This is a genomic window from Microbacterium caowuchunii, assembly GCF_008727755.1.
GTDB lineage: Bacteria > Actinomycetota > Actinomycetes > Actinomycetales > Microbacteriaceae > Microbacterium > Microbacterium caowuchunii.
Window position 1 is genome coordinate 712,212 of record NZ_CP044231.1, and the last position, 20,359, is coordinate 732,570.

The 20,359-nt window shown below is 69.1% G+C and carries 15 protein-coding genes; 7 read left to right on the top strand and 8 right to left on the bottom strand.

Translation table 11 applies throughout. The features are described from left to right. Window positions 1-15: 15 nt before the first annotated feature. From F6J84_RS03360 to F6J84_RS03380, 4 genes are all read right to left on the bottom strand, one after another. Entirely contained in the window at window positions 16-528 is a 513-nt protein-coding gene (locus tag F6J84_RS03360; RefSeq protein ID WP_150971374.1) for a MarR family winged helix-turn-helix transcriptional regulator, read from the bottom strand. Between the two features lie 10 nt (window positions 529-538). Then, window positions 539-2,254, bottom strand: a complete 1,716-nt coding sequence (locus F6J84_RS03365) for an MDR family MFS transporter (RefSeq protein WP_150971376.1) — start codon at window positions 2,252-2,254, stop codon at window positions 539-541. A gap of 322 nt (window positions 2,255-2,576) precedes the next feature. Beyond that, window positions 2,577-3,254, bottom strand: a complete 678-nt coding sequence (locus F6J84_RS03370; RefSeq protein WP_150971378.1) for a YqaJ viral recombinase family protein — start codon at window positions 3,252-3,254, stop codon at window positions 2,577-2,579. Between the two features lie 203 nt (window positions 3,255-3,457). Continuing rightward, the gene (locus F6J84_RS03380) at window positions 3,458-4,438 is read right to left on the bottom strand and encodes a hypothetical protein (RefSeq protein ID WP_150971380.1); all 981 of its coding nucleotides are present in this window, start codon (window positions 4,436-4,438) and stop codon (window positions 3,458-3,460) included. 437 nt (window positions 4,439-4,875) lie between these two features. Here F6J84_RS03380 and rplJ point away from each other — a divergent pair, with 437 nt between their 5' ends. From rplJ to F6J84_RS03395, 3 genes are all read left to right on the top strand, one after another. Continuing rightward, window positions 4,876-5,364: a 50S ribosomal protein L10 gene (rplJ, locus tag F6J84_RS03385; RefSeq protein ID WP_150971383.1), complete on the top strand. Its 489-nt coding sequence runs from the start codon at window positions 4,876-4,878 to the stop codon at window positions 5,362-5,364. Window positions 5,365-5,414: 50 nt separating this feature from the next. Next, window positions 5,415-5,795: a 50S ribosomal protein L7/L12 gene (gene rplL / locus F6J84_RS03390; protein ID WP_150894773.1), complete on the top strand. Its 381-nt coding sequence runs from the start codon at window positions 5,415-5,417 to the stop codon at window positions 5,793-5,795. Between the two features lie 180 nt (window positions 5,796-5,975). Continuing rightward, complete coding sequence (locus tag F6J84_RS03395; RefSeq protein WP_150971385.1) at window positions 5,976-10,859, top strand: ExeM/NucH family extracellular endonuclease; 4,884 nt, start codon at window positions 5,976-5,978, stop codon at window positions 10,857-10,859. Window positions 10,860-10,907: 48 nt separating this feature from the next. On the opposite strand, the gene F6J84_RS03400 is transcribed toward F6J84_RS03395, so the two are convergent. Beyond that, a complete protein-coding gene (locus tag F6J84_RS03400) occupies window positions 10,908-11,957 on the bottom strand; it encodes a LacI family DNA-binding transcriptional regulator (RefSeq protein WP_150894769.1) in 1,050 nt (349 codons plus the stop codon). Between the two features lie 280 nt (window positions 11,958-12,237). On the opposite strand from F6J84_RS03400, the gene F6J84_RS03405 reads away from it, so the two are divergent. From F6J84_RS03405 to F6J84_RS03420, 4 genes are all read left to right on the top strand, one after another. Then, the gene (locus F6J84_RS03405) at window positions 12,238-13,566 is read left to right on the top strand and encodes an ABC transporter substrate-binding protein (RefSeq protein WP_150971387.1); all 1,329 of its coding nucleotides are present in this window, start codon (window positions 12,238-12,240) and stop codon (window positions 13,564-13,566) included. A 96-nt stretch (window positions 13,567-13,662) separates the two neighbouring features. Next, window positions 13,663-14,997, top strand: a complete 1,335-nt coding sequence (locus tag F6J84_RS03410) for a carbohydrate ABC transporter permease (protein WP_150971389.1) — start codon at window positions 13,663-13,665, stop codon at window positions 14,995-14,997. Beyond that, window positions 14,994-15,968: a carbohydrate ABC transporter permease gene (locus tag F6J84_RS03415; RefSeq protein WP_150971391.1), complete on the top strand. Its 975-nt coding sequence runs from the start codon at window positions 14,994-14,996 to the stop codon at window positions 15,966-15,968. The genes F6J84_RS03410 and F6J84_RS03415 overlap by 4 nt, the downstream gene beginning before the upstream one ends. A 107-nt stretch (window positions 15,969-16,075) precedes the next feature. Then, complete coding sequence (locus F6J84_RS03420; RefSeq protein WP_150971393.1) at window positions 16,076-18,526, top strand: HAD-IC family P-type ATPase; 2,451 nt, start codon at window positions 16,076-16,078, stop codon at window positions 18,524-18,526. Here F6J84_RS03420 and F6J84_RS03425 read toward each other — a convergent pair. Genes F6J84_RS03425 through F6J84_RS03435 form a run of 3 tightly spaced genes read right to left on the bottom strand, consistent with a single transcriptional unit; the run spans window position 18,514 to window position 20,312 of the window. Continuing rightward, window positions 18,514-18,936: a hypothetical protein gene (locus F6J84_RS03425; protein WP_238702578.1), complete on the bottom strand. Its 423-nt coding sequence runs from the start codon at window positions 18,934-18,936 to the stop codon at window positions 18,514-18,516. The two genes, F6J84_RS03420 and F6J84_RS03425, sit on opposite strands and share 13 nt — an antisense overlap. A gap of 28 nt (window positions 18,937-18,964) precedes the next feature. Beyond that, window positions 18,965-19,603, bottom strand: a complete 639-nt coding sequence (locus F6J84_RS03430) for a DUF305 domain-containing protein (RefSeq protein WP_238702579.1) — start codon at window positions 19,601-19,603, stop codon at window positions 18,965-18,967. Between the two features lie 4 nt (window positions 19,604-19,607). Continuing rightward, entirely contained in the window at window positions 19,608-20,312 is a 705-nt protein-coding gene (locus F6J84_RS03435; RefSeq protein ID WP_150971395.1) for a DUF3105 domain-containing protein, read from the bottom strand. Window positions 20,313-20,359: the final 47 nt, after the last annotated feature.

A 20,359-nucleotide genomic window follows, 5' to 3' on the forward strand; every position in this document is an offset into this window, starting at 1 on the left:
GCTACAGGCCGGCGGTCACTCCGGCGCGGGTGTCCCGTTCCGGCGCCGCACGTTGGCGGGCGCGACGTCCTCGAGCAGCGTGTGCAGCAGGGTGGCGAGCGTCTCGATGTCCTCGACCGGCCAGTGCGCGAGCGCGCTGATGAGCCCGTCCTCCTGGGGCCCACGGGCGAACGCGAGGCGCTGCAGGCCGAACGGGGTCGGCGAGAGCAGGCTGGAGCGGCGGTCGGTCGGGTCCGGTGCGCGCACGATGAGGCCGAGCTCCTCGAGCTCGCGCACGGTGCGGCTGAGCTGGCCCTTGTCGAGCATGAGGTGCTCGGCGAGGGCGGCCTGGGTGACGGACTCGCGACGCACGATCGTCGTGAAGATCTTGTACGCCGCGGGGAGCATCCCCGGGCTGACACGTCCGGCGTTCTCCGCCACCATCGCGCGGAAGTGCACGATGAGTTCGCTGAACTCGGCCTCGAGGGCGCGCACCGCCTGGATGCGCGCCTCCCGTGCCGTGTCCGCTCCTGCGGTGTCGGTGGTCATCGCCCGTCCCTCAGTCGCCCCGGGACCCGGAGGGAGCGGGTTCGTCCCCATCCGGCCGGTTCCCATCGGCCGTGGGGATGGATCCCGTCGCGGCGAGGGTCTGCATGGCCTGCGGCACCGAGACGGTGGCCAGGTCGGCCTCCCCGGCGGCGAGCCGCTCGCTCGTGGTCATGGAGGTGAGCGCGATGTTGGGCAGGAAGATGATCGCGATGAGACTCAGCACGGCGAAAGGCACCGCGATGAGGAACGAACGCGAGATCCCGTTCGCGTAGATGTCCTCGAAGACCACGCGCAATACCTCGGGCATCGCCGAGACCTGGGGGAGGGTACCGCTCTCCAGCTGCGCCACCCAGACCTGCGCCTGGTCGCCCAGGGTCCCGAGCGCGGCGGCGATGTCGTCCGTGCGGTCGGCGACGAGCTCGGTGACCCGCGTGGCGAGTGCCGCACCCATCACCGAGACGCCGATCGTGCCGCCGAGGCTGCGGAAGAACGTCACACCCGAGCTCGCGACGCCGATCTCGGTCGGTTTCGACGTGTTCTGCACCACCAGGACGAGGTTCTGCATCGTCATCCCGACGCCCGCTCCGAGGAGGAACATGTAGAGCGAGACGAGCGCGAAGTTCGTGTCGTAGTGGATGGTGGACAGCATCGACGAACCCGCGATGAGCATGACGCTGCCGACGATGAGGTACGGCTTCCAGATCCCGTGACGGGTGATCAGCCCACCGACGACGATGGACGAGATCAGCAGACCGCCGATCATCGGGATCGTCATCAGCCCGGCCTCGGTGGGGGTCGCGCCCCGGGCGAGCTGCATGTACTGGCTCAGGTAGACGGATGCGCCGAACATGGCGATGCCCGTGGCGATCGACGCGATCACCGAGAGGGTGAACGTGCGGTTGCGGAACAGGGTGAGGGGGATGAGCGGCTCGCTCACGCGCAGCTCCACCACGACGAACAGGATCGCTCCGACGATCGCTCCGCCGAGCATCAGCGCCGTCTCGATACCCCACCATTCGAAGGTGTCACCGGCGAGGCTGATCCAGATGAGCAGCAGCGACACGGCCACCAAGAGCAGGACGATGCCGATGTAGTCGATCGACACCTTGCGCTTGGCGTGGGCCGGCAGCTTCAGCGTCCGCTGCACGATGATGAGCGCCGCGACGGCGAAAGGCAGTGCCACGAAGAAGTTCCAGCGCCATCCCCAGGCGTCCGTGATGAGTCCGCCGAGGAGCGGTCCGCCCACGGTGGCGACGGCCATGACGGCGCCGAACAGTCCCATGTACTTGCCGCGCTCCCGCGGGCTCAGGATGTCCGCCATCAGGACCTGGCTGAGGGCGGCCAGGCCACCGGCGCCGATGCCCTGCACGGCGCGGAAGGCGATGAGCGTGGTCGGGTCCTGCGCGAATCCCGCTGCGGCAGTGGCCAGCACGAAGATGATGATCGCGAGCTGGTAGAGCAGCTTGCGATTGACGAGGTCGGCGAGTTTGCCCCAGACCGGGGTGGAGATGGCCGTGGTCAGAAGGGTGGCGGTGACCACCCAGGTGAAGGTGCCCTGGTCGCCCCCCAGATCGTGCACGATGACCGGGAGCGACGTCGAGACGACCGTCGAGGCGAGCATCGAGACGAACATCCCGAGGATCAGTCCGGAGAGCGCCTCGAGGACGCGTCTGCGGCTCCGGGGTGCGGTTGCGGAGCCGTCCGGGGAGGGGGGAGTGGCTGTCATGGGAGTCCTTCGCGAGCAGGAGCGCGGCATCGGCGACGCGAACGGTTGATGCGGATCAATGGTTGAAGCTGGTCAACTATACAGCAACTGGTTGAGTTGGCTCAACCATTTGCAGGAAATCTCGTGAGGCAGAAACCGCTTCGTCCGGCACCTCTCGGCGCCGCGAGCCGCGTGGCGCCTGGTCGGTTGGGGCGTGCCGCGTGCCGCGTGCCGAGTGGCCCCTGGTCGGTCGGGGCGGAGTGCCAGGCATGGCGCGGCGGCGGCCCGGTGGCGGAGCGTGGGCGGGTGCGCCCGCGGCTGCTCGGTTGAGCGGTTGGCGCGGTCAGTCGCTCAGGGCGAGCGCTCGGAAGGAGGGCCGCGAGGAGGGATCGGTGCGCGGAGCGGGGATGGTCGCGGCGGCGAGCGCATCCGGGCGCCCGCCGGTCGTGCGGTAGTACAGCTCGTCGATCAGCTTCGTCGCGAGGCCCACGAGCTTCGCGATCTCGGCCTCGTCCCGGTCTACCCAGGCGCACTTCGGTTCGTCGTCGATCGGCACGAAACCGTCGTGCTGCTCCCAGGCGACGAGGGTGCGCTCGGCCCCCAGGACGTGCTGCTGCCACCACACCTGGCGGAGGTAGCCGCGCGGGATCGACCTCCAGGACTTGTTGGTGGTCTTGATCTCCGCCAGCACGACGCGACCGCCGGCGTCGAGGCCGATTCCGTCGGGGGTGGCCAGGTGGCGCTTCTCCACGACCGCGTGGAACAGGGAGCTCGAGGGCAGGATGCCGTGCGTCGCGGCGATCCAGGATGCGATCTCCGGCTCCCGACGTCGCCCGTGGTCCGTGAAGGCGTTGCCGGAGAACCGGGATCCGCCGAGCTTCTGGTCCGCCGCCTTCGCGATGGCGCGTTCACTCGTGAGTGTGGCGACATCCGTGGCGGTGATCCCCCGGGACCGCGCGCGCAGCCAGGCGACCCGGTCACGGGAGTCCGCGACGATCCGGGCGGCGAGTTCGGGAGTCACCCCACGAGCCTACGTCGCACCCCCCGCTCCCCACCGCCACGACGCGCCCCCGCCCCGCCCCCCGCCCCGCCCCCGCCCCCCCGCCGCCCCGCCCCCGCCCCTTCTCTTCACGTCGCCCACCCCTTTTCCGCCGAGCCACCCCTCTCCCCTCCGCAGGAAGAGGGGCGGGTCGCCGAAAGGGGGGTGGATCGGTGCGGGTGTGGTCACCCTCGGCGGGGACGGATGCCGAAGGCGGCGAGGCGGGTGCGGAGTGCCCCGAGGTCCCGGATGTGGACATCGCCGACGCGTGCCATGCGCCGCTGCGCCACCCCTCTGATCCAGTCCTCGCGCTGCTTCTCGTCCAGGAGCACCTGCTCGAGGGATCGGCCCGAGCGCAACGCCTCGTCGAGGTACTTCGTCTGTCCGTCGACTTCGCAGAAGGCCTCGACGTCATCCAGGGCGATGTCGATCCAGTACGAGCCGCCGTGCGGATCGGCCACGGGCACCTGCAAACGGGGTCGCTGGAACCCCAGCCGGACCAGCTGCAGGCGGGCGACGCTCTCCAGCGGGAGCTGCGCACGTCCGTCGCTGAGAGCGAGGACTTCGCGTGCTCGGCGGATGCCGCGCACCGCGCGAGCCGTCGTCCGTCGTTCGAGGTCCGCCTTCAGCGTGTCCGCCCGGTCGTCGTCGAACGCCCGCGGATCCCCGCCGACGCTCGCGAGCGCTGCGTCGGCCGAGGCCAGCCCGGCCTCTGCGGGCAGCATCCGTGCGAGATCGTAGACCGTGCGCGTGAGCGAGGTGCAGCGGAGGCCGTGCCGCTCGGCGATGTCCTCGTCAGGCACGCCGCCCTCGTGCCGGAGCACGTCCGGTGTGCTGTGCCGGTCGACGTTCCGGCTGTACACGTGCACGCGTCGGGGTGTGACGCGGTAGAGGGGCAGGCCCCACAGGCACGCCGCTGAGACGAGGCAGAACAGGGGGTCCGAGCCGCGAGCGGACAGCGAGACGGCGAGGACGTGAGCGAGGTGACGGGATTCGGGCCAGAGCTCCTGCCAGAGCGCGCCGCGGAGATACCAGCCACGATGCACCCGGACGAGGGATCCGGCGGCGACGTCGCGGCCGACTGCTCTGTCCGAGATGCCCGCCGCGCTCAGTTCCTCAGCCGACCGCAGCTCGCCGCGGAGCTCCTCCGCCCCTGCCTGTCTCATCCCCGCAGCATCCCCCGCCCCCTCACCCGGCCTCTCCCGCCTCCCCGCATCCGTGTCCCCCCACCCCGCCCCCTCGCCCTGGGGAGGAGGCGTCCACCCCTCCGCCGACCCACCCCCCTCTCGCCGAGCCACCCCTGCAGCTGCGGCGGGTAGAGGGGTGGGGCGCCGCGAAGGGGGTGGGTCGGCGGAGGGATTTGGGGAAAGGGGGGAGGGAGACGTATGCTGGGGGAAGCCGAAGACCGCTGGTCATCGTCGTGCGTGTGAACGCATGATGACCGAAGCACTGCGATAGCAGGGGCCCGCGCAGGTGTACGAAGGATACTTCCCGAAGAATCCAGCTCCGTGCGCTTGCGCCGGAGCTTTTTTGTTTTCCCAGAGCTGGATCGACAGCCGGCGCCCGCCTCCGCGGAGCGCCTCGTACATACCAAGGAGTGACCATGGCGCAGAAGGATGCATCGGTCGCCGAGCTCACGAAGAACTTCGAGGACTCGAACGCCGTCCTGCTGACCGAGTACCGCGGTCTGACGGTTGCGCAGCTCAAGGAGCTGCGTAACAGCATCCGTCAGGACGCGCAGTACGCCGTGGTGAAGAACACGCTGACCAAGATCGCCGCGAACAACGCGGGGATCACGGCACTCGACGAGGACCTCAAGGGTCCGTCGGCTGTCGCGTTCGTGCACGGCGACTTCGTCGCCACCGCGAAGGCCCTGCGTGACTTCGCCAAGGCCAACCCGCTTCTCGTGATCAAGGGCGGCATCTTCGAGGGCAACGCCCTGAGTGCCGACGAGGTCAACAAGTACGCCTCGCTCGAGAGCCGTGAGGTTCTGCTTGCGAAGGCTGCGGGCATGATGAAGGCGACGATGGGCAAGGCTGCGGCCACCATCGACGCGCTTCGCGAAAAGCTGGAGACCGCTGAGGCCGCGTAAGCGACCGGCGGCTTTCTTTCCCACACACCCCATCTATTAGGAGATACATCATGGCGAAGCTCACCACTGAGGAGCTGCTCGAGCAGTTTGCCGGCCTGACCCTCGTCGAGCTCAGCGAGTTCGTGAAGGCGTTCGAGGAGAAGTTCGACGTCACCGCTGCTGCTCCCGTCGCCGTTGCCGGCGCCGGCGGCGGCGCTGCTGCTGAAGAGGTCGAGGAGAAGGACTCCTTTGACGTCATCCTCGAGGCTGCTGGCGACAAGAAGATCCAGGTCATCAAGACGGTCCGCGAGCTCACCTCGCTGGGCCTCGGCGAGGCCAAGGCCGTCGTCGACGGTGCCCCCAAGGCCGTCCTCGAAGGCGCCAACAAGGAGACCGCCGAGAAGGCCAAGGCCGCTCTCGAAGAGGCCGGCGCTACCGTCACCCTCAAGTAAGGTCCCTTCCTTCACGAAAGGCCCCGGATGCTTCGGCTCCGGGGCCTTTCGCGTGCCCGGGCGCACCCCGGGCACGCGGATGAGAGAAGTCTCACCAGATCGTCACACTCCCTTAAGCCGCCAGGCGCCCTTCGCTGCGTACTCTCCGAGGAGTCCCCCCAGACACCCCCCAGGAGATCCATGTCCTTCTCACAGCGGACGCGTCGTCATGCGGCGCTCGCCCTCGGCCTCGGCTCGGTCCTCATCGGCAGCACGTTCGTCCCCGTGGCGGCCTTCGCCGCCGAGGCGCCGGGCATCGTCATCAACGAGGCGTTCGTGAAGGGCGGCAGCGCGAACGCGCCGTTCGCGAACAAGTTCATCGAGCTGTACAACCCGGGCTCGGGGGCGCAGAGCCTGGAGGGGTGGTCGCTGCAGTATCGCAGCGCCACCGGCACGGACACCGCGAACGGCGTCCAGCCGCTGACCGGCTCGATCGAGCCCGGTGGGTACTTCCTCGTGGCGCTCGGGAGCAACGGCGCGAACGGCGCTCCTCTTCCCACCCCGGACCTGTCCGGCACCGGGATCAACCCGGGCGGTCAGAACGGGACGTTGTGGCTGGCCGACACCACCGTCGCGGTCGACCCCGGGGAAGGGGCGGTGGCCGGCGCCGAAGGCGTCATCGACCTCGTCGGCTACGGGAGCTCGAACACGTTCGAGGGGACCGTCGGACCGGATGCGGGCGGCAACGGCACCCCGAACTCCCTCGTGCGTACCGGTTTCGTCGACAGCGACGACAACGGCGCCGACTTCCGGGTCTCCGAGACGGTCACACCGCAGTCCGCCACCGGGAACACCGTCGACCCCACCCCGGAGCCCACCGACCCCGGCCCGGGGCCGGAGCCCACCGACCCCGGGCCGGACCCCGAGCCCACCGACCCCGGTGCCCCGACCCTGACGGCGATCGCCGACATCCAGGGCACGGGGGACGCGAGCCCCCTCGCCGGGCAGACCGTGACGACCGAGGGCATCGTGACGGCGGTCTACGCCACGGGCGGCTACCGCGGCTTCACCCTGCAGACCGCCGGGACCGGCGGGGCGATCGACCTCGCCGTCCACCCCGCATCCGACGCGATCTTCGTCTACGGCGACGCCGCCGTCACGGCCGTCGAGATCGGGCAGTCCGTCCGGGTGACCGGTGCGGTGTCCGAGTTCCGCGGGCTCACCGAGATCACGCCCGCCGCCGCATCCGATGTCACCCCGCTCGCGGAAGAGGCGGCGCCGGTCGCTCCTGCGGAGGTCGCATGGCCGGCCGCAGACGCCGATCGCGAGAAGCTGGAGAGCATGCTGCTGGCCCCGCAGGGGGAGTTCACCGTCACCGACACCTACGACACGAACGTGTTCGGATCCATCGGGCTGGCCGCAGGGACCTCGCCCCTGATCACGCCCACCGAGATCGCCCGCCCGGGCACGCCCGAGTACGACGCAGCGGTCGCCGCCAACGCGGCGCGGGCCGTGACGCTCGACGACGGCGCATCGATCAACTTCGGTTCGAACGCGAACAAGGGGATCCCGCCGCCGTATCTCTCGACGAGCGCCCCCGTGCGCGTCGGGGCGCCGGTGACGTTCACGACGCCCGTGATCCTGGACTACCGCAACGACCTGTGGAGCCTGCAGCCCACGACGCAGCTCACGGTCGAGAACACGGCGAGCGTGCAGCCGGCCACCTTCGGGAACACGCGCACATCGGCCCCGGAGGACGTGGGCGGCGAGATCCAGCTCGCGAGCTTCAACGTGCTCAACTACTTCTCCACGACGGGCGCGGAGGCGAACTGCACCTCGTTCTACACCGACCGCGAAGGCAACCCGGTCACCGTGAACGACTGCCCCGGCGGCCCGCGGGGTGCGGCCGACGCGGCGAACCTGGCTCGGCAGGAAGCGAAGATCGTCGCTGCGATCAACGCGCTCGGCGCCGAGATCGTCTCGCTCGAGGAGATCGAGAACTCGGCCGCCTTCGCGCAGGACCGTGACGTCGCCCTCGGCGAACTCGTCGATGCCCTGAACGAGGGCCTCGGCCGGGACGAATGGGCGTACGCCGCCTCGCCCTCCGACGTGCCGGCCGGCGAGGACGTCATCCGCACCGCCTTCATCTACAAGAAGGATGCGGTCACGACCGTCGGGGAGGCGGTGATCGACGGCGACGAGGCGTTCGCGAATGCCCGCCATCCGCTCGCGCAGGCCTTCGCGCCGGTCGATGACGAGGATGCGGTCTTCCTCGCGATCGTCAACCACTTCAAGTCGAAGGGGTCGGGGTCCGGTGCGGACGCGGATCAGGGCGACGGTCAGGGCGCGTCCAACGCGTCCCGGATCGCCCAGGCGCAAGCGCTGGTGGACTTCGCCGCGGAGCGCAGCGCAGCGCTCGGTACCGACGACGTCTTCCTGCTCGGCGATTTCAACGCATACACGAGGGAGGACCCGATGGAGGTCCTCGCCGAGGCGGGGTACGTCGATCTCGGGTCCAGGACGGGGGAGTACACCTACTCCTACGACGGCGCGAGCGGGTCGCTCGACCACATCCTGGCGTCGCCCTCCGCTGAGCGCCTGGTCACCGGCGCCGACGTGTGGAACATCAACGCGGGGGAGTCGATCGCGTTGGAGTACAGCAGGTACAACGGCAACGCGACGGACTTCTACGACGAGTCGCCCTACCGCTCGAGCGATCACGACCCGCTCGTGGTGGGACTCGATCTCGATCGCACCGTCGAACTGAACGTCCTCAACATCAACGACTTCCACGGGCGCATCGACGGCTCGACGGTGAAGTTCGCCGGCACGATCGAATCGCTGCGCGCGGAGTACGGCGAGGAGAACACGCTCTTCCTGTCGGACGGCGACAACATCGGAGCCTCTCTGTTCGCCTCGTCCGTCGCTCAGGACATCCCCACGATCGAGGTGCTGAACGCGCTCGATCTGCGGGCGTCCGCCGTGGGCAACCACGAGTTCGACCAGGGCCTGGCGGACCTCACCGGACGGGTCGCCGACGCGGCGGACTTCACCTACCTCGGTGCCAACGTCTACCGGAAGGGCACCACCACGCCCGCGCTCCCGGAGTACGAGACGTTCGAGGTGGACGGCCTCACGGTCGCCGTGATCGGCGCCGTCACCGAGGAGACGCCCACATTGGTGTCGCAGGCGGGCGTCGCGGATCTCGAGTTCGGAGACCCGGTCGAGGCGGTGAACCGGGTGGCCGCGGAGCTCGAGGAGGAGGGGCTCGCCGACGTGATCATCGCGGAGTACCACGAGGGGGCGTCCGACGGCACGCCGGACGGTGCGACCCTCGAGGAGGAGATCGCCAAGGGCCAGGCCTTCGGCGGCATCGTCACGAAGACCGCCGCGAGCGTGGATGTGATCTTCACCGGGCACACGCACAAGCTCTACGCCTGGGATGCTCCCGTGCCGGGCGTGGACGGTGCCACGCGGCCGGTCCTCCAGACCGGGAACTACGGCGAGAACATCGGGCAGGTCGTGCTCTCGCTCGACCCGGACACGGGTGATGTCCAGGGCTACACGAGCCGGAACGTCCCCCGGGTCACCACGCCCGACGAAGAACTCATCGCGGCGTACCCCCGCGTCGCAGAGGTGGCGGGGATCGTGCAGAGCGCCCTCGCCGAGGCGGACGTCATCGGTGCTCAGCCGGTGGGTTCTGTGACCGCGGACATCACGACCTCGTTCAGTGGCGGTTCCTACGTGGACGGCGTGTACACGGGCGGAACCCGCGACAACCGCGCGGGCCAGTCCACCCTCGGCAACCTCGTCGCGGACTCGCTCGTCGACACGCTCTCGACGCCGGAGCGCGGGGGAGCGCAGATCGGTCTGGTGAACCCCGGCGGCCTGCGCAGCGACCTGCTTCACGGTGACGACGGGGTCATCACGTACGCCGAGGCCAACGCCGTGCTGCCGTTCGTCAACAACCTGTGGACGACGACCCTCACCGGCGCCCAGTTCAAGGCCGTGCTCGAGGAGCAGTGGCAGCTGGACGAGGACGGCAACGTACCGTCGCGGCCGTACCTGCAGCTGGGTCTCTCGGACAACGTGCAGTACACCTTCGACACCACCCTTCCGCAGGGATCCCGGGTCACGTCCGTGCTGATCGACGGCGAACCCCTGGACCCCGCGGCGAGCTACCGGATCGGATCGTTCAGCTTCCTCCTGCAGGGTGGCGACAACTTCCGCACCCTGGCGGAGGGGACGGACACTCGCGACTCCGGTCTCATCGACCGGGACGCGTGGATCGGCTACCTCCAGCAGAACCCGGGCTTGTCGCCCCGTTTCGACAGCCGCAGCGCGGAGGTGCGCGGCCTGCCGGCATCCGCCGTACGTGGCGACACGGTGACGTTCGAGGTGGGAGGGCTGGATCTGACGTCGCTCGGCAGCCCGCTGACGACGACGCTGCTGGCCTCGTTCGAGGGCAGCACGGCGGTGTTCGACCCGATCCCGGTCACCGGAGGCACAGCGTCCGTGTCGCTGACGGTTCCGGCGGATGCCGTCGACGCGAGCACCATCGTGCTGCAGGCGCCCGAGACGGGCACCCAGGTGCGACTGCCCCTGACGGTCGCATCCGGTGCGGAGGTGCCGGGGACCCCGCCGCCCCCCACCACGCAGCCGCAGCCGGCCCCGGTGGCCGACCTCATCGCCGCGTTGCAGAACGCGATCCAGGTCGTGGCGGGGGAACTGCGTGCGGGTGAGCGCATCACGATCTTCGTCGGCACGCGGTACGCCGGCGCCTGGGTGAGCGTCTGGCTGTACTCGACGCCCAGGCAACTGGGCGGATGGCAGCAGGTCGGTGCCGAGGGCACGGTGACCGTCACCCTTCCGGACGATCTCACCGGCACGCACCGACTGGTCGTCCTCGATGCCGACGGGAACGTCATCGGCTGGCAGGAGATCATGATCGCCGGGCAGCGCGGCGGCGCCCTGGCCACCACGGGCGGAGCGTACGGCGGTATCGGCGGGTGGATCCTGGCCGCGGCGCTGCTGATGGGCCTCGGCCTGACCGCGCGGATGATCGGTATCCGCCGCCGGGTCTGACCCGACGGGCAGGGGAGGGGCCGGCGGGGCGCCGGTCCCTCCACCGGCTCAGGCGTAGGGGACGATTCCGCCGTCGGCCACCGCGGCGGACGAGGCCGGCACGATGGGCGCGGTCGAGTTACGCACCACGAGCCGGGGTTTGAGTCGCACCGCGATGGGTTCTGCGCCGGGGTCGTCGATCTGACGCATCAGCAGCTCGACGGCCGTCGCACCCTGCTGGCGGGGCACCTGCTGCAGGGTCGTCAACGCGAACATCTCCGCGTGCTCGTGGTCGTCGATCCCCACCACGCTCAGAGCGGCCGGCACCTGGATGCCGAGGCGCCGGGCCGCGATGATCGCCCCGATCGCCACCTCGTCGCACGCCGCGACGACCGCGGTGGGCCGACTGCGCGAGTCGCTCAGGAGGTCCACGGCGGCCGCGTAGCCGGCCGGCATGGTCAGGGCGGACGGGACGTGGGCGATGTGGCGCTCGAGGCCGGCGCGCCGCATGGTCTCCTCGTAGCCCGAAACGCGGGCGGATTCCACATGCGGCCAGCGGGTGTGCGTGCCGGCCCCGAGGAACGTGATCTCCCGGTGCCCCAAGGCGATGAGGTGCTCGGTGGCGCGTTCCGTGGTGTGCGAGTCGTCCAGGGTCACGACGCTCGTCCTGCTCTGATCGCCGATGACGCTGACGACGGGCTTGCCGAGAGAGAGCATGGTGTCGAGTTCGTCCTGCTCGGGTTCCAGGCCGACGGCGATGAGGCCGTCGAAGCGCTTCCGGGCGAGGAAGTCCTCGAAGATGCGGCGTCTGCGCTCGGTTCCCGGCTTCGCGTCGTAGAGCATCAGGTCGAGCCCGCGCTCCAGCAGCGCCTGCTGGATCCCCTCCAGCACCTCGGCGAAGAACCAGCGGTTGATGTGGGGCATCACGACACCCACGCTCTGCGTGCGCCCGGTGGACAGGCTCTGCGCATTGGTCGAGGGGACGTAGCCGAGCGATGCGGCGGCCGCGGAGACGCGGTCCCGGGTCGCCTCGGACACGTATCCGCTCCCGCTCAGCGCACGGCTCGCCGTCGACTTGGACACCCCGGCCAGGCGTGCCACATCGGCGATGCCGCTCATCGGCGCCTCCCTCTTCCTTGATGGGTGGTGAGAACGTTCCACATCGTAAACGATGAACCGGCGGAATGTGGAACCGGTTCCCGGCTTCAGGGAACCTGAGGGAGCGCTCCCATCGTCGTGTGCTAGCGAAGAGAGCGCTCCCATCCGACGTTTACCGAGTTGTGACCCACTGGTGTTGTGTCTCCCGCGGGATTCGATTACCGTGGCCTGGAATCGGTTCCCGAGTGGACCTGATGTGCCGGTGCAAGGAGTACCCGCGCACTCAAAGAGGAGGAATCACATGATCAGATCGCAGCGACGCCGCCTGGTCGCACCGATCGCGCTCATCGGCGTCGCGGGGCTCGCGCTCGCCGGCTGCGCCGAAGGCGGCTCGAGCGATAGCGGCTCCGTGGAGGGACAGACCGTCCAGATCTCCGGTGGTATCACGGGTGGCGAGGCAGACGCCCTCAACGAGGCCTTCACCCAGTTCACCGAGGACACCGGCATCGAGGTCGTCTACACGGGTGACAAGAGCTTCGAGGGGAACATCGTCACGAAGGTCGCCGGAGGCTCGGCGCCCGACATCGCGATCGTCCCCCAGCCCGGTCTGCTGAAGGCTCTCGTCGAGACCGGTGAGGCAAAGCCCGCGCCGGAGGCCGTCGTGGCCAACGTCGACGAGAACTGGTCCTCGGACTGGAAGAACTACGGCACGGTCGACGACACGTTCTACGCGGCGCCGATGCTCGCCAACGTCAAGGGCTTCGTCTGGTACTCGCCCGCGAGCTTCGCGGAGTGGGGTGTCGAGGCTCCGACCACGTGGGACGAGATGATCGCCCTCACCGACACCATCCAGCAGGCCACCGGTTCCGCTCCCTGGTGCGCCGGCTTCGCCTCCGGCGACGCCACCGGCTGGCCGGGAACCGACTGGATCGAGGACCTCGTCCTCCGCCAGTCCGGCGCCGAGGTCTACGACCAGTGGGTCGCGAACGAGATCCCGTTCACCGACCCGAAGATCAAGGAAGCCTTCGACACCGTCGGCGAGATCCTGCTCGACCCGGCTCGCGTCAACGCCGGGTTCGGCGATGTCAAGAGCATCAACTCCACCGCGTTCGGTGACATGGCCGCGGCGGTCGCCGACGGTCGTTGCGCCCTGACGCACCAGGCATCGTTCCTCTCGGCGAACTTCCTCGAGGCGAAGACTGCTTCGGGCGAGACCCCTGTGGTCGCTCCCGACGGTGACGTCTACGCCTTCCTGACGCCGGGCTTCGAGGCCGGCGGCGACACCTACGTCGAGGCCGGCGGCGAGTTCGTGGTCGGATTCTCCGACTCGGAGGCCGTGCAGAAGGTTCTCGAGTACATGTCCAGTGCCGACTTCGCCAACGCGCGTGTCGAACTGGGTGGTTCCATCTCCGCCAACATCAACGCCGACGCCGAGCTCGCCTCCAGCGAGTTCCTGACCGACGCGATGAAGATCCTTCAGGACCCGAACACGGTCGTGCGTTTCGACGCCTCCGACCTGATGCCGGCAACCGTCGGTTCCGGATCGTTCTGGAAGGGCATGGTCAACTGGATCGACGGTCGCCCCGTGGACCAGGTGCTCAGCGACATCCAGGCCGGCTACGACAACTAGTCCAGCCGGGGTTGTCATCGGACAAGGGGCCGCTCGTCATTGCGAGCGGCCCCTTGCACGGCGGTACGATCCCGTAACGACGCGGAAGGAAGAACAATGACGCAAACCAGGCCCGCGACGGCGCCGGCCCCGGTCGAAGAGCTGGCGCCACCGCGCCCGGAGAAGGCCCGGCGCGGAGCGGCGATCGCCGCGATCGTCGCGGGAGCGGCTCTCCTGGTGCTCTTCATCGCTCTGCTCATGAGCCCCGGGTCCGAGGACGCACTGCCCACCACTCTCGGCTTCTCGCTGAACAGCTTCTTCGTCTGGATCGGCAATCTCCACCCGCTCGTCCAGATCCCCATCGTCATCGTCGTCTTCGGCGCCGTGGTCGGGGCGATCCTCCTGGCGATCGAGTTCGCGCCGCGCCAGGGCCGAGGATACTTCTGGCTCCGCGCTGCCATCTGCTTCCTCGTCCCGGTCCTCGCGTTCATGCTGCTGCGGCCCTACCAGAACGCGGTCCTCTACGTCGTCGCGATCGCACTCGCCGCCGGTGCGCTGCTGTTCTTCCTGGACTATCGCTCCAGCGCCGGAGCCGGCTACCTGTTCCAGATGGTCGTCTTCCTGGCGCCGGCGCTGCTGATGCTGATCGTGGGGCTCCTCTACCCGACGATCTCGACGATCATCCTGTCGTTCTTCAACAAGAGCGGCGACACGTTCGTCGGGCTGGAGAACTACATCTGGACCTTCACGAACCCGGAGGGGTTCTGGTCGGTCATCAACACCGTCATCTGGGCCATCTGCGCGCCGGTCCTGTCGACCGTGATCGGTCTCGCCTACGCCGCCTTCATCGACCGCGCCCGGGGCGAGAAGTACCTCAAGGTGATGGTCTTCATGCCCGTCGCCATCTCGTTCGTCGGCGCCGGCATCATCTGGAAGTTCGTCTACGACTACCGGCAGGGCGAGCAGATCGGACTGCTGAACGCGATCATCACCATGTTCGGGGGCGAACCGGTCGGCTGGCTGGACGCGCAGCCCCTGATCAACACGTTCTGCCTCCTCGCGGTGTTCATCTGGACGCAGACCGGCTTCGCGATGGTCATCCTCTCCGCCGCCATCAAAGCGGTCCCGACCGAGCAGCTGGAAGCCGCGCAGCTGGACGGGACGAACGCCTGGCAGCGCTTCATCAACGTGACGGTCCCCGGCATCCGCGCCTCGCTGATCGTCGTGCTGACCACCATCACCATCGCCTCGCTCAAGGTGTACGACATCGTCGCGGTGATGACCGGTGGTCGCTCCAACAGCAGCGTGCTCGGTTTCGAGATGGTCAACCAGCAGCAGCGATTCCAGAGCTACGGCCACTCGTCGGCACTCGCCGTCGTGCTGTTCCTGTTCGTGCTGCCGCTGATCATCTACAACGCCCGGCAGCTGCGCAAGCAGAAGGAGATCCGATGAGCACGACAGTCGACGCGCCCCCGTCCTTCGACCGTCGCGCCGCACGCCGCACGGCGCGCGAGACGCGACGGAATGAGAAGACCGCGCAGAAGAAGCTGACGTCGAAGACCGCCACGATCATCGCGGTCATCATCGCGATCTTCTGGACGATCCCGACCTTCGGGCTCTTCGTCACCTCGTTCCGCCCCGGGTCCGACTCGCAGACCTCCGGTTGGTGGACGGTCTTCGTCAACCCGAGCTTCACGCTGGAGAACTACGGCGATGCGCTGACCTCGGGTGGCACCGCGCTCACGCTCGGTCAGTCGTTCCTGAACTCGCTCGCCATCGCCATCCCGGCCACGGTCATCCCGATCGCGATCGCGTCGCTCGCGGCGTACGCGTTCGCCTGGATCGACTTCAAGGGCAAGAACCTGCTCTTCGTCTTCGTGTTCGCGCTCCAGATCGTGCCGATCCAGATGGCGCTCGTGCCGCTGCTGACGCTGTTCTCGCGGGGGCTCGAGATCAACGGCGTGGGGATCTTCCCGGGCTTCGGTCTGCGCGACGTGGATCACAGCTTCGCGACGGTGTGGATGGCGCACGCGATCTTCGCCCTCCCGCTCGCGATCTTCCTGCTCCACAACTTCATCGCGGAGATCCCGAGCGAGGTCATCGAGGCCGCGCGCGTCGACGGGGCGGGGCACGGGCAGATCTTCTTCCGGATGATCCTGCCGCTGGCCATGCCGGCGATCGCCTCGTTCGCGATCTTCCAGTTCCTCTGGGTGTGGAACGACCTGCTCGTGGCGACGATCTTCGCGCCATCCTCGTCGCTGCCACTCACGCAGACGTTGAACTCGCTCTCCGGGTCGTGGGGCGACCGCTGGTACCTGCAGTCGGCGGGTGCGTTCATCTCGATCATCGTCCCGCTGATCGTGTTCTTCGCGCTGCAGCGGTTCTTCGTCCGCGGCCTCATGGCCGGTGCCACGAAGGGCTGACCCCCTCCGACCGAGCGACCGCCGTGCACAGGGCCTCCGGGCCCGGTGCACGGCGGTCGCTCGTCTCGCGGGACATGGGGACGGCGTCATCTCGATAGGGTGAGCCCATGGAATCGGGGGATACGGCCGGCGTCGCCGTGCGCGTGCAGGCGACGGTCGATGAAGCGCGGGGGCTCGACGCCGAGCAGGTCGCGGAGCGTGTGCGCGACGGGAGGGTCAACGCCTTCGAAGCGGACTCCAGCCGGAGCATCGGCAACATCATCCGCGCGAACGTCCTCACCCTGTTCAACGGCATCGTCGGCGGGTGCTTCCTCATCCTGCTGATCGTCGGCCGCTGGCAGGACGCCCTCTTCGGCCTGGCCGCGTTCGCCAACGCGATCATCGGGACCGTCCAGGAGTTCCGTGCCAAGCGCGCCCTCGACCGGCTGGCCCTGCTCAACGCGCCCCGCGCACGCGTGCGCCGGGACGGGCAGGAGGAGGAGATCGCCCCGGGCGAGGTGGTCCTGGACGACATCCTGGTGCTGCGTGCCGGGGACCAGGTCCCCGCCGACGCCATCGTGGTCTCCTCCCGTGGGCTGCAGATCGACGAGTCGATGCTGACGGGCGAGTCGGATGCGGTGGACAAGACCGTGGGCGACGAGGCCCTGTCCGGTTCGATCGTCGTCGGTGGCGAGGGCAACGCGCAGGTGAACCGCGTCGGCGCGGACTCCTACGCCAACCGGTTCCAGGCGGAGGCGAAGCGTTTCTCCCTGGTCTCGAGCGAACTGCGCACGAGCATCAACCGCGTGCTCCGGTGGGTGAGCTGGGGAATCGGCCCGATCGGGCTGCTCGTGCTGAACGCGCAGGTCCAGGTCGCCGGCGGCTGGGGCACGGTCGCCGAGGACGGCCGCTGGATCCAGCCCGTGGTCAACACGATCGCCTCCCTCACGGCGATGATCCCGCTGGGGCTCGTCCTCATGACCTCGATCACCTTCGCGGTGGGCGCGGCCAAGCTCACGGCCAAGAAGGTCCTCGTGAACGAGCTCGCGGCCGTCGAGGGGCTGGCCCGGGTGGACATGATCTGCCTGGACAAGACGGGCACGCTCACGGCGGGGGAGATCACGTTCGACGCTGCCCACCCGTCCGCGGACGCCCCGGCCGGATGGGAGGACGCCCTGGGCTGGTACGGCGCAGCGCCGGACGCGAACGCCACCGCCCGGTGCCTCCGGGAGCCGTATCCCGTGACCGAGCCCCGCACGCCGGTGCAGACCATCCCGTTCTCGTCGGCACGCAAGTGGAGCGCCGTCTCCTTCGCGGACGGATCCACGTGGGTGCTCGGCGCCCCCGAGATGGTGTTCGGCGACACCGCGACCGATCCCGGGTCCGCGCTCGGCGCCCAGGTCACCGCGCTGGCGGCCCAGGGCCTGCGCACCCTCGTCCTCGGCCACTCGGCTCGTGAGCTGACGGCGGAGGACGCGGAGGCGGAGCGGTTGCCGGCGGATCTGCGCCCGGCCGTGGTCGTGACCTTCCGGGAGCAGGTGCGTCCGGATGCCGGCCAGACCCTCGCGTACTTCCGGGCGCAGGGGGTGGGGGTCCGGATCATCAGCGGCGACAACCCGCGCACCGTGGCCGCGATCGCCCGTGACGTGGGTCTCGACGTGACCGACGGGTACGACGCCCGTTCACTCCCGGTCGAGCAGGAGGCCCTGGCCGACGTCCTCGAGGCGCACACCGTGTTCGGCCGGGTGACGCCCGAGCAGAAGAAGGGCATCGTGCTGGCGCTGCAGAGCCGCGGCCACACGGTCGCCATGACCGGCGACGGCGTGAACGACGCGCTGGCGATCAAGACCGCGGACATGGGCATCGCGATGAACTCCGGCGCGGCAGCGACGAAGGCGGTGGCACGGATCGTGCTGCTGGACGGCAAGTTCTCCCACCTGCCGGACGTCGTGGCGGAGGGGCGCCAGGTGATCGCGAACATCGAACGCGTGTCGATGCTCTTCCTCACCAAGACGGTCTACGCGACCGGTCTGGCGCTGCTGTTCGGACTGCTCGTCCTCGAGTTCCCGTTCCTCCCGCGCCAGCTGTCCATCACGGACGGACTGACGATCGGGATCCCCGCGTTCTTCCTCGCCCTCATGCCGAACGCTCGCCGTTACATCCCCGGCTTCCTGCGGCGCTCGCTGTCGTTCGCGATACCCGCCGGTATCGTCGTCGCGATCACGCTGACCGCTTACACCCTCGTGGCGCGCTCCCTCGGGGTCACGGAGGACCAGTTGCGCACGGGCTCCACCCTGATCCTCGCGATCGTGGGGATCTGGATCCTCTGCATCCTGGCCCGTCCGCTCGACCGCTTCAAGGTGCTGGTCATCGGCGCCATGTTCATCGCGCTGACGGTGCTGTTCAGCGTGCCGCTCGCGGGTGAGTTCTTCCAGTTGGTGGATCCCGGACGCGAGGGTGCCTACGCCGTGGCGGGGTTCACGATCGTCGCCATCCTCGCGATCGAGGTCGTGCGGATCTTCCACGTCCGCTTCGTCCGGCACACGATGCCGGATCGGGCGGCGGTTCAGCCTTCGTAGGGGTCCCGCGGGGGCAGATGCGTCCCGAAGTAGCGCGAGCCCGGAGGCGACCAGACGACGACGAGGACACCGACGCCCAGGAGGATCTGGACGATCGAGGTCCAGTCCCACACGTCGCTGACGAAGATGGTGACGGTGTGGAGCGCGAGCTGCACGGCGAGGTAGAGCGTCAGCAGCAGACGGGACAGGCCGCTCGCGCGGGCGATGCCGGAGGCGATCGCGAGCGTGAGCAGGCCGAACAGCAGGATGCCGACGCCGACGAGGGAGACGGTCAACACCTCATCGGCGGGGACGTCGTACCTGCTGAGCAGCAAGAGGAGGCCGAGCACGGTGTTCAGGCCGCCGCTCAGGGCGACGAGCACGGCGGCCATGGTCACGACGAGGGGGCGGCGTGGGTCGGGTGCATGCACCCGACCCACCCTAGTGGCGGGAGTTCCCTCAGCCCGTGCAGCCCAGCCTCTCCCGGATGGACTCCATCGCGTCGATCTCCGCGCCTTGATTGGTCTGCATGGTCTGTGCGACCTGCAGGACCCGGGGGACGCTGCCCCGCTCGAGCACCGCCTCCGTCATCGTCAGCGCGCCGGCGTGGTGTCGGATCATGAGATCGAGGAACAGGCAGTCGGCCGCCGTGCCGGTCGCGGCGTCGAGCTCCGCCAGCTCGGCGGCGCTCGCCATCCCCATGGCCGCGAGCACGTCCTGCTCCTCGGTGCCGCCGGCGTGATCATGCCCGTCCGGCCCGCTCATCCATGCCATGGTGTCGCCCGTCTGCGGCAGCCCCCACTGCACGAGCCAGTCGAACATCTCGCCGCGCTGGGCGGCCTGACCGGTCGCGATGTCGTACGAGAGCGCGCGGATCTGCTCGTCCGCGGTGCCGCGGTGGATGGTCATCGCCATCTCGACCGCCTGGGCGTGGTGGGTCTGCATGTCGCGGGCGAACCCGGCATCCGCGGCGTTCGGCGTCGGCGCCGCGTTCCCGAACATCGTGAAACGTCCGATCGCGAAGGCGAGCGCCGCCACGCCCACCGCGGCGAGCACGATCAGCGCCCAGCGTCGGGGGCGGGCGGCGTCCTCGGTCACGGGGTCACTGCCGGCCAGGAGCGTCCACGCCGCCGCTGCACAGGGCGTTCGGCTCGGGCGAGTTCTGGCTGCGCCAGTACTCCTCGAAGAACTCCGGGATGCGGCTGTCGCCGGCGTCGTCGATCTTCAGCTGGGCGTTCCAGGCGCTGAGGACGATGGGGGAGTCCAGTCCGTCGTACGGGGACATCAGGGTGTAGGACGACGGGAACTGCGCACGCAGTGCCGCGAGGTCGTCGTCATCGACCCGCGCGGGGTCGTAGGTGACCCAGACGGCGCCGTGCTCCATGGAATGCACCGCGTTCTCGTCGGGGACCGCCTGGTCGTAGATGCCGCAGTTCAGCCAGTAGGAGCTGTGCGGACCGCCGGCGGGCGGCGTCTGGTCATAGTCGACGGGTTCCTCGGTGTGGGTGGTGACGTTCTCGAACGTCTCGACGCCCTCGATCGTCGCGCCGGCGGAATCGAACGCGCCGTAGCTGACGGGCTTGGGGGTGAAGACGATCGAGGCGACCACGACGGCGACGACGACCACCGCGGCGGCGGAACCGACCACCCACCAGAGGAGCTTGCTGCGCCTGCGCCGCGCGGTCTGGCGCTGGTACTCGGCCAGCTTCTCCTGGCGTCGCTGCTCGCGCTGCTGCTTCGCGGTCTGGGCGATCTGGGCCTGCGTTGCCGGGTTGCCGCTCTGGCGCTTCTCGGGCGTCGGGGTCATGTGACGTGCGTCCTCGGTTCGGTGCGGTCGGTGCCGCGTTCGGGCGG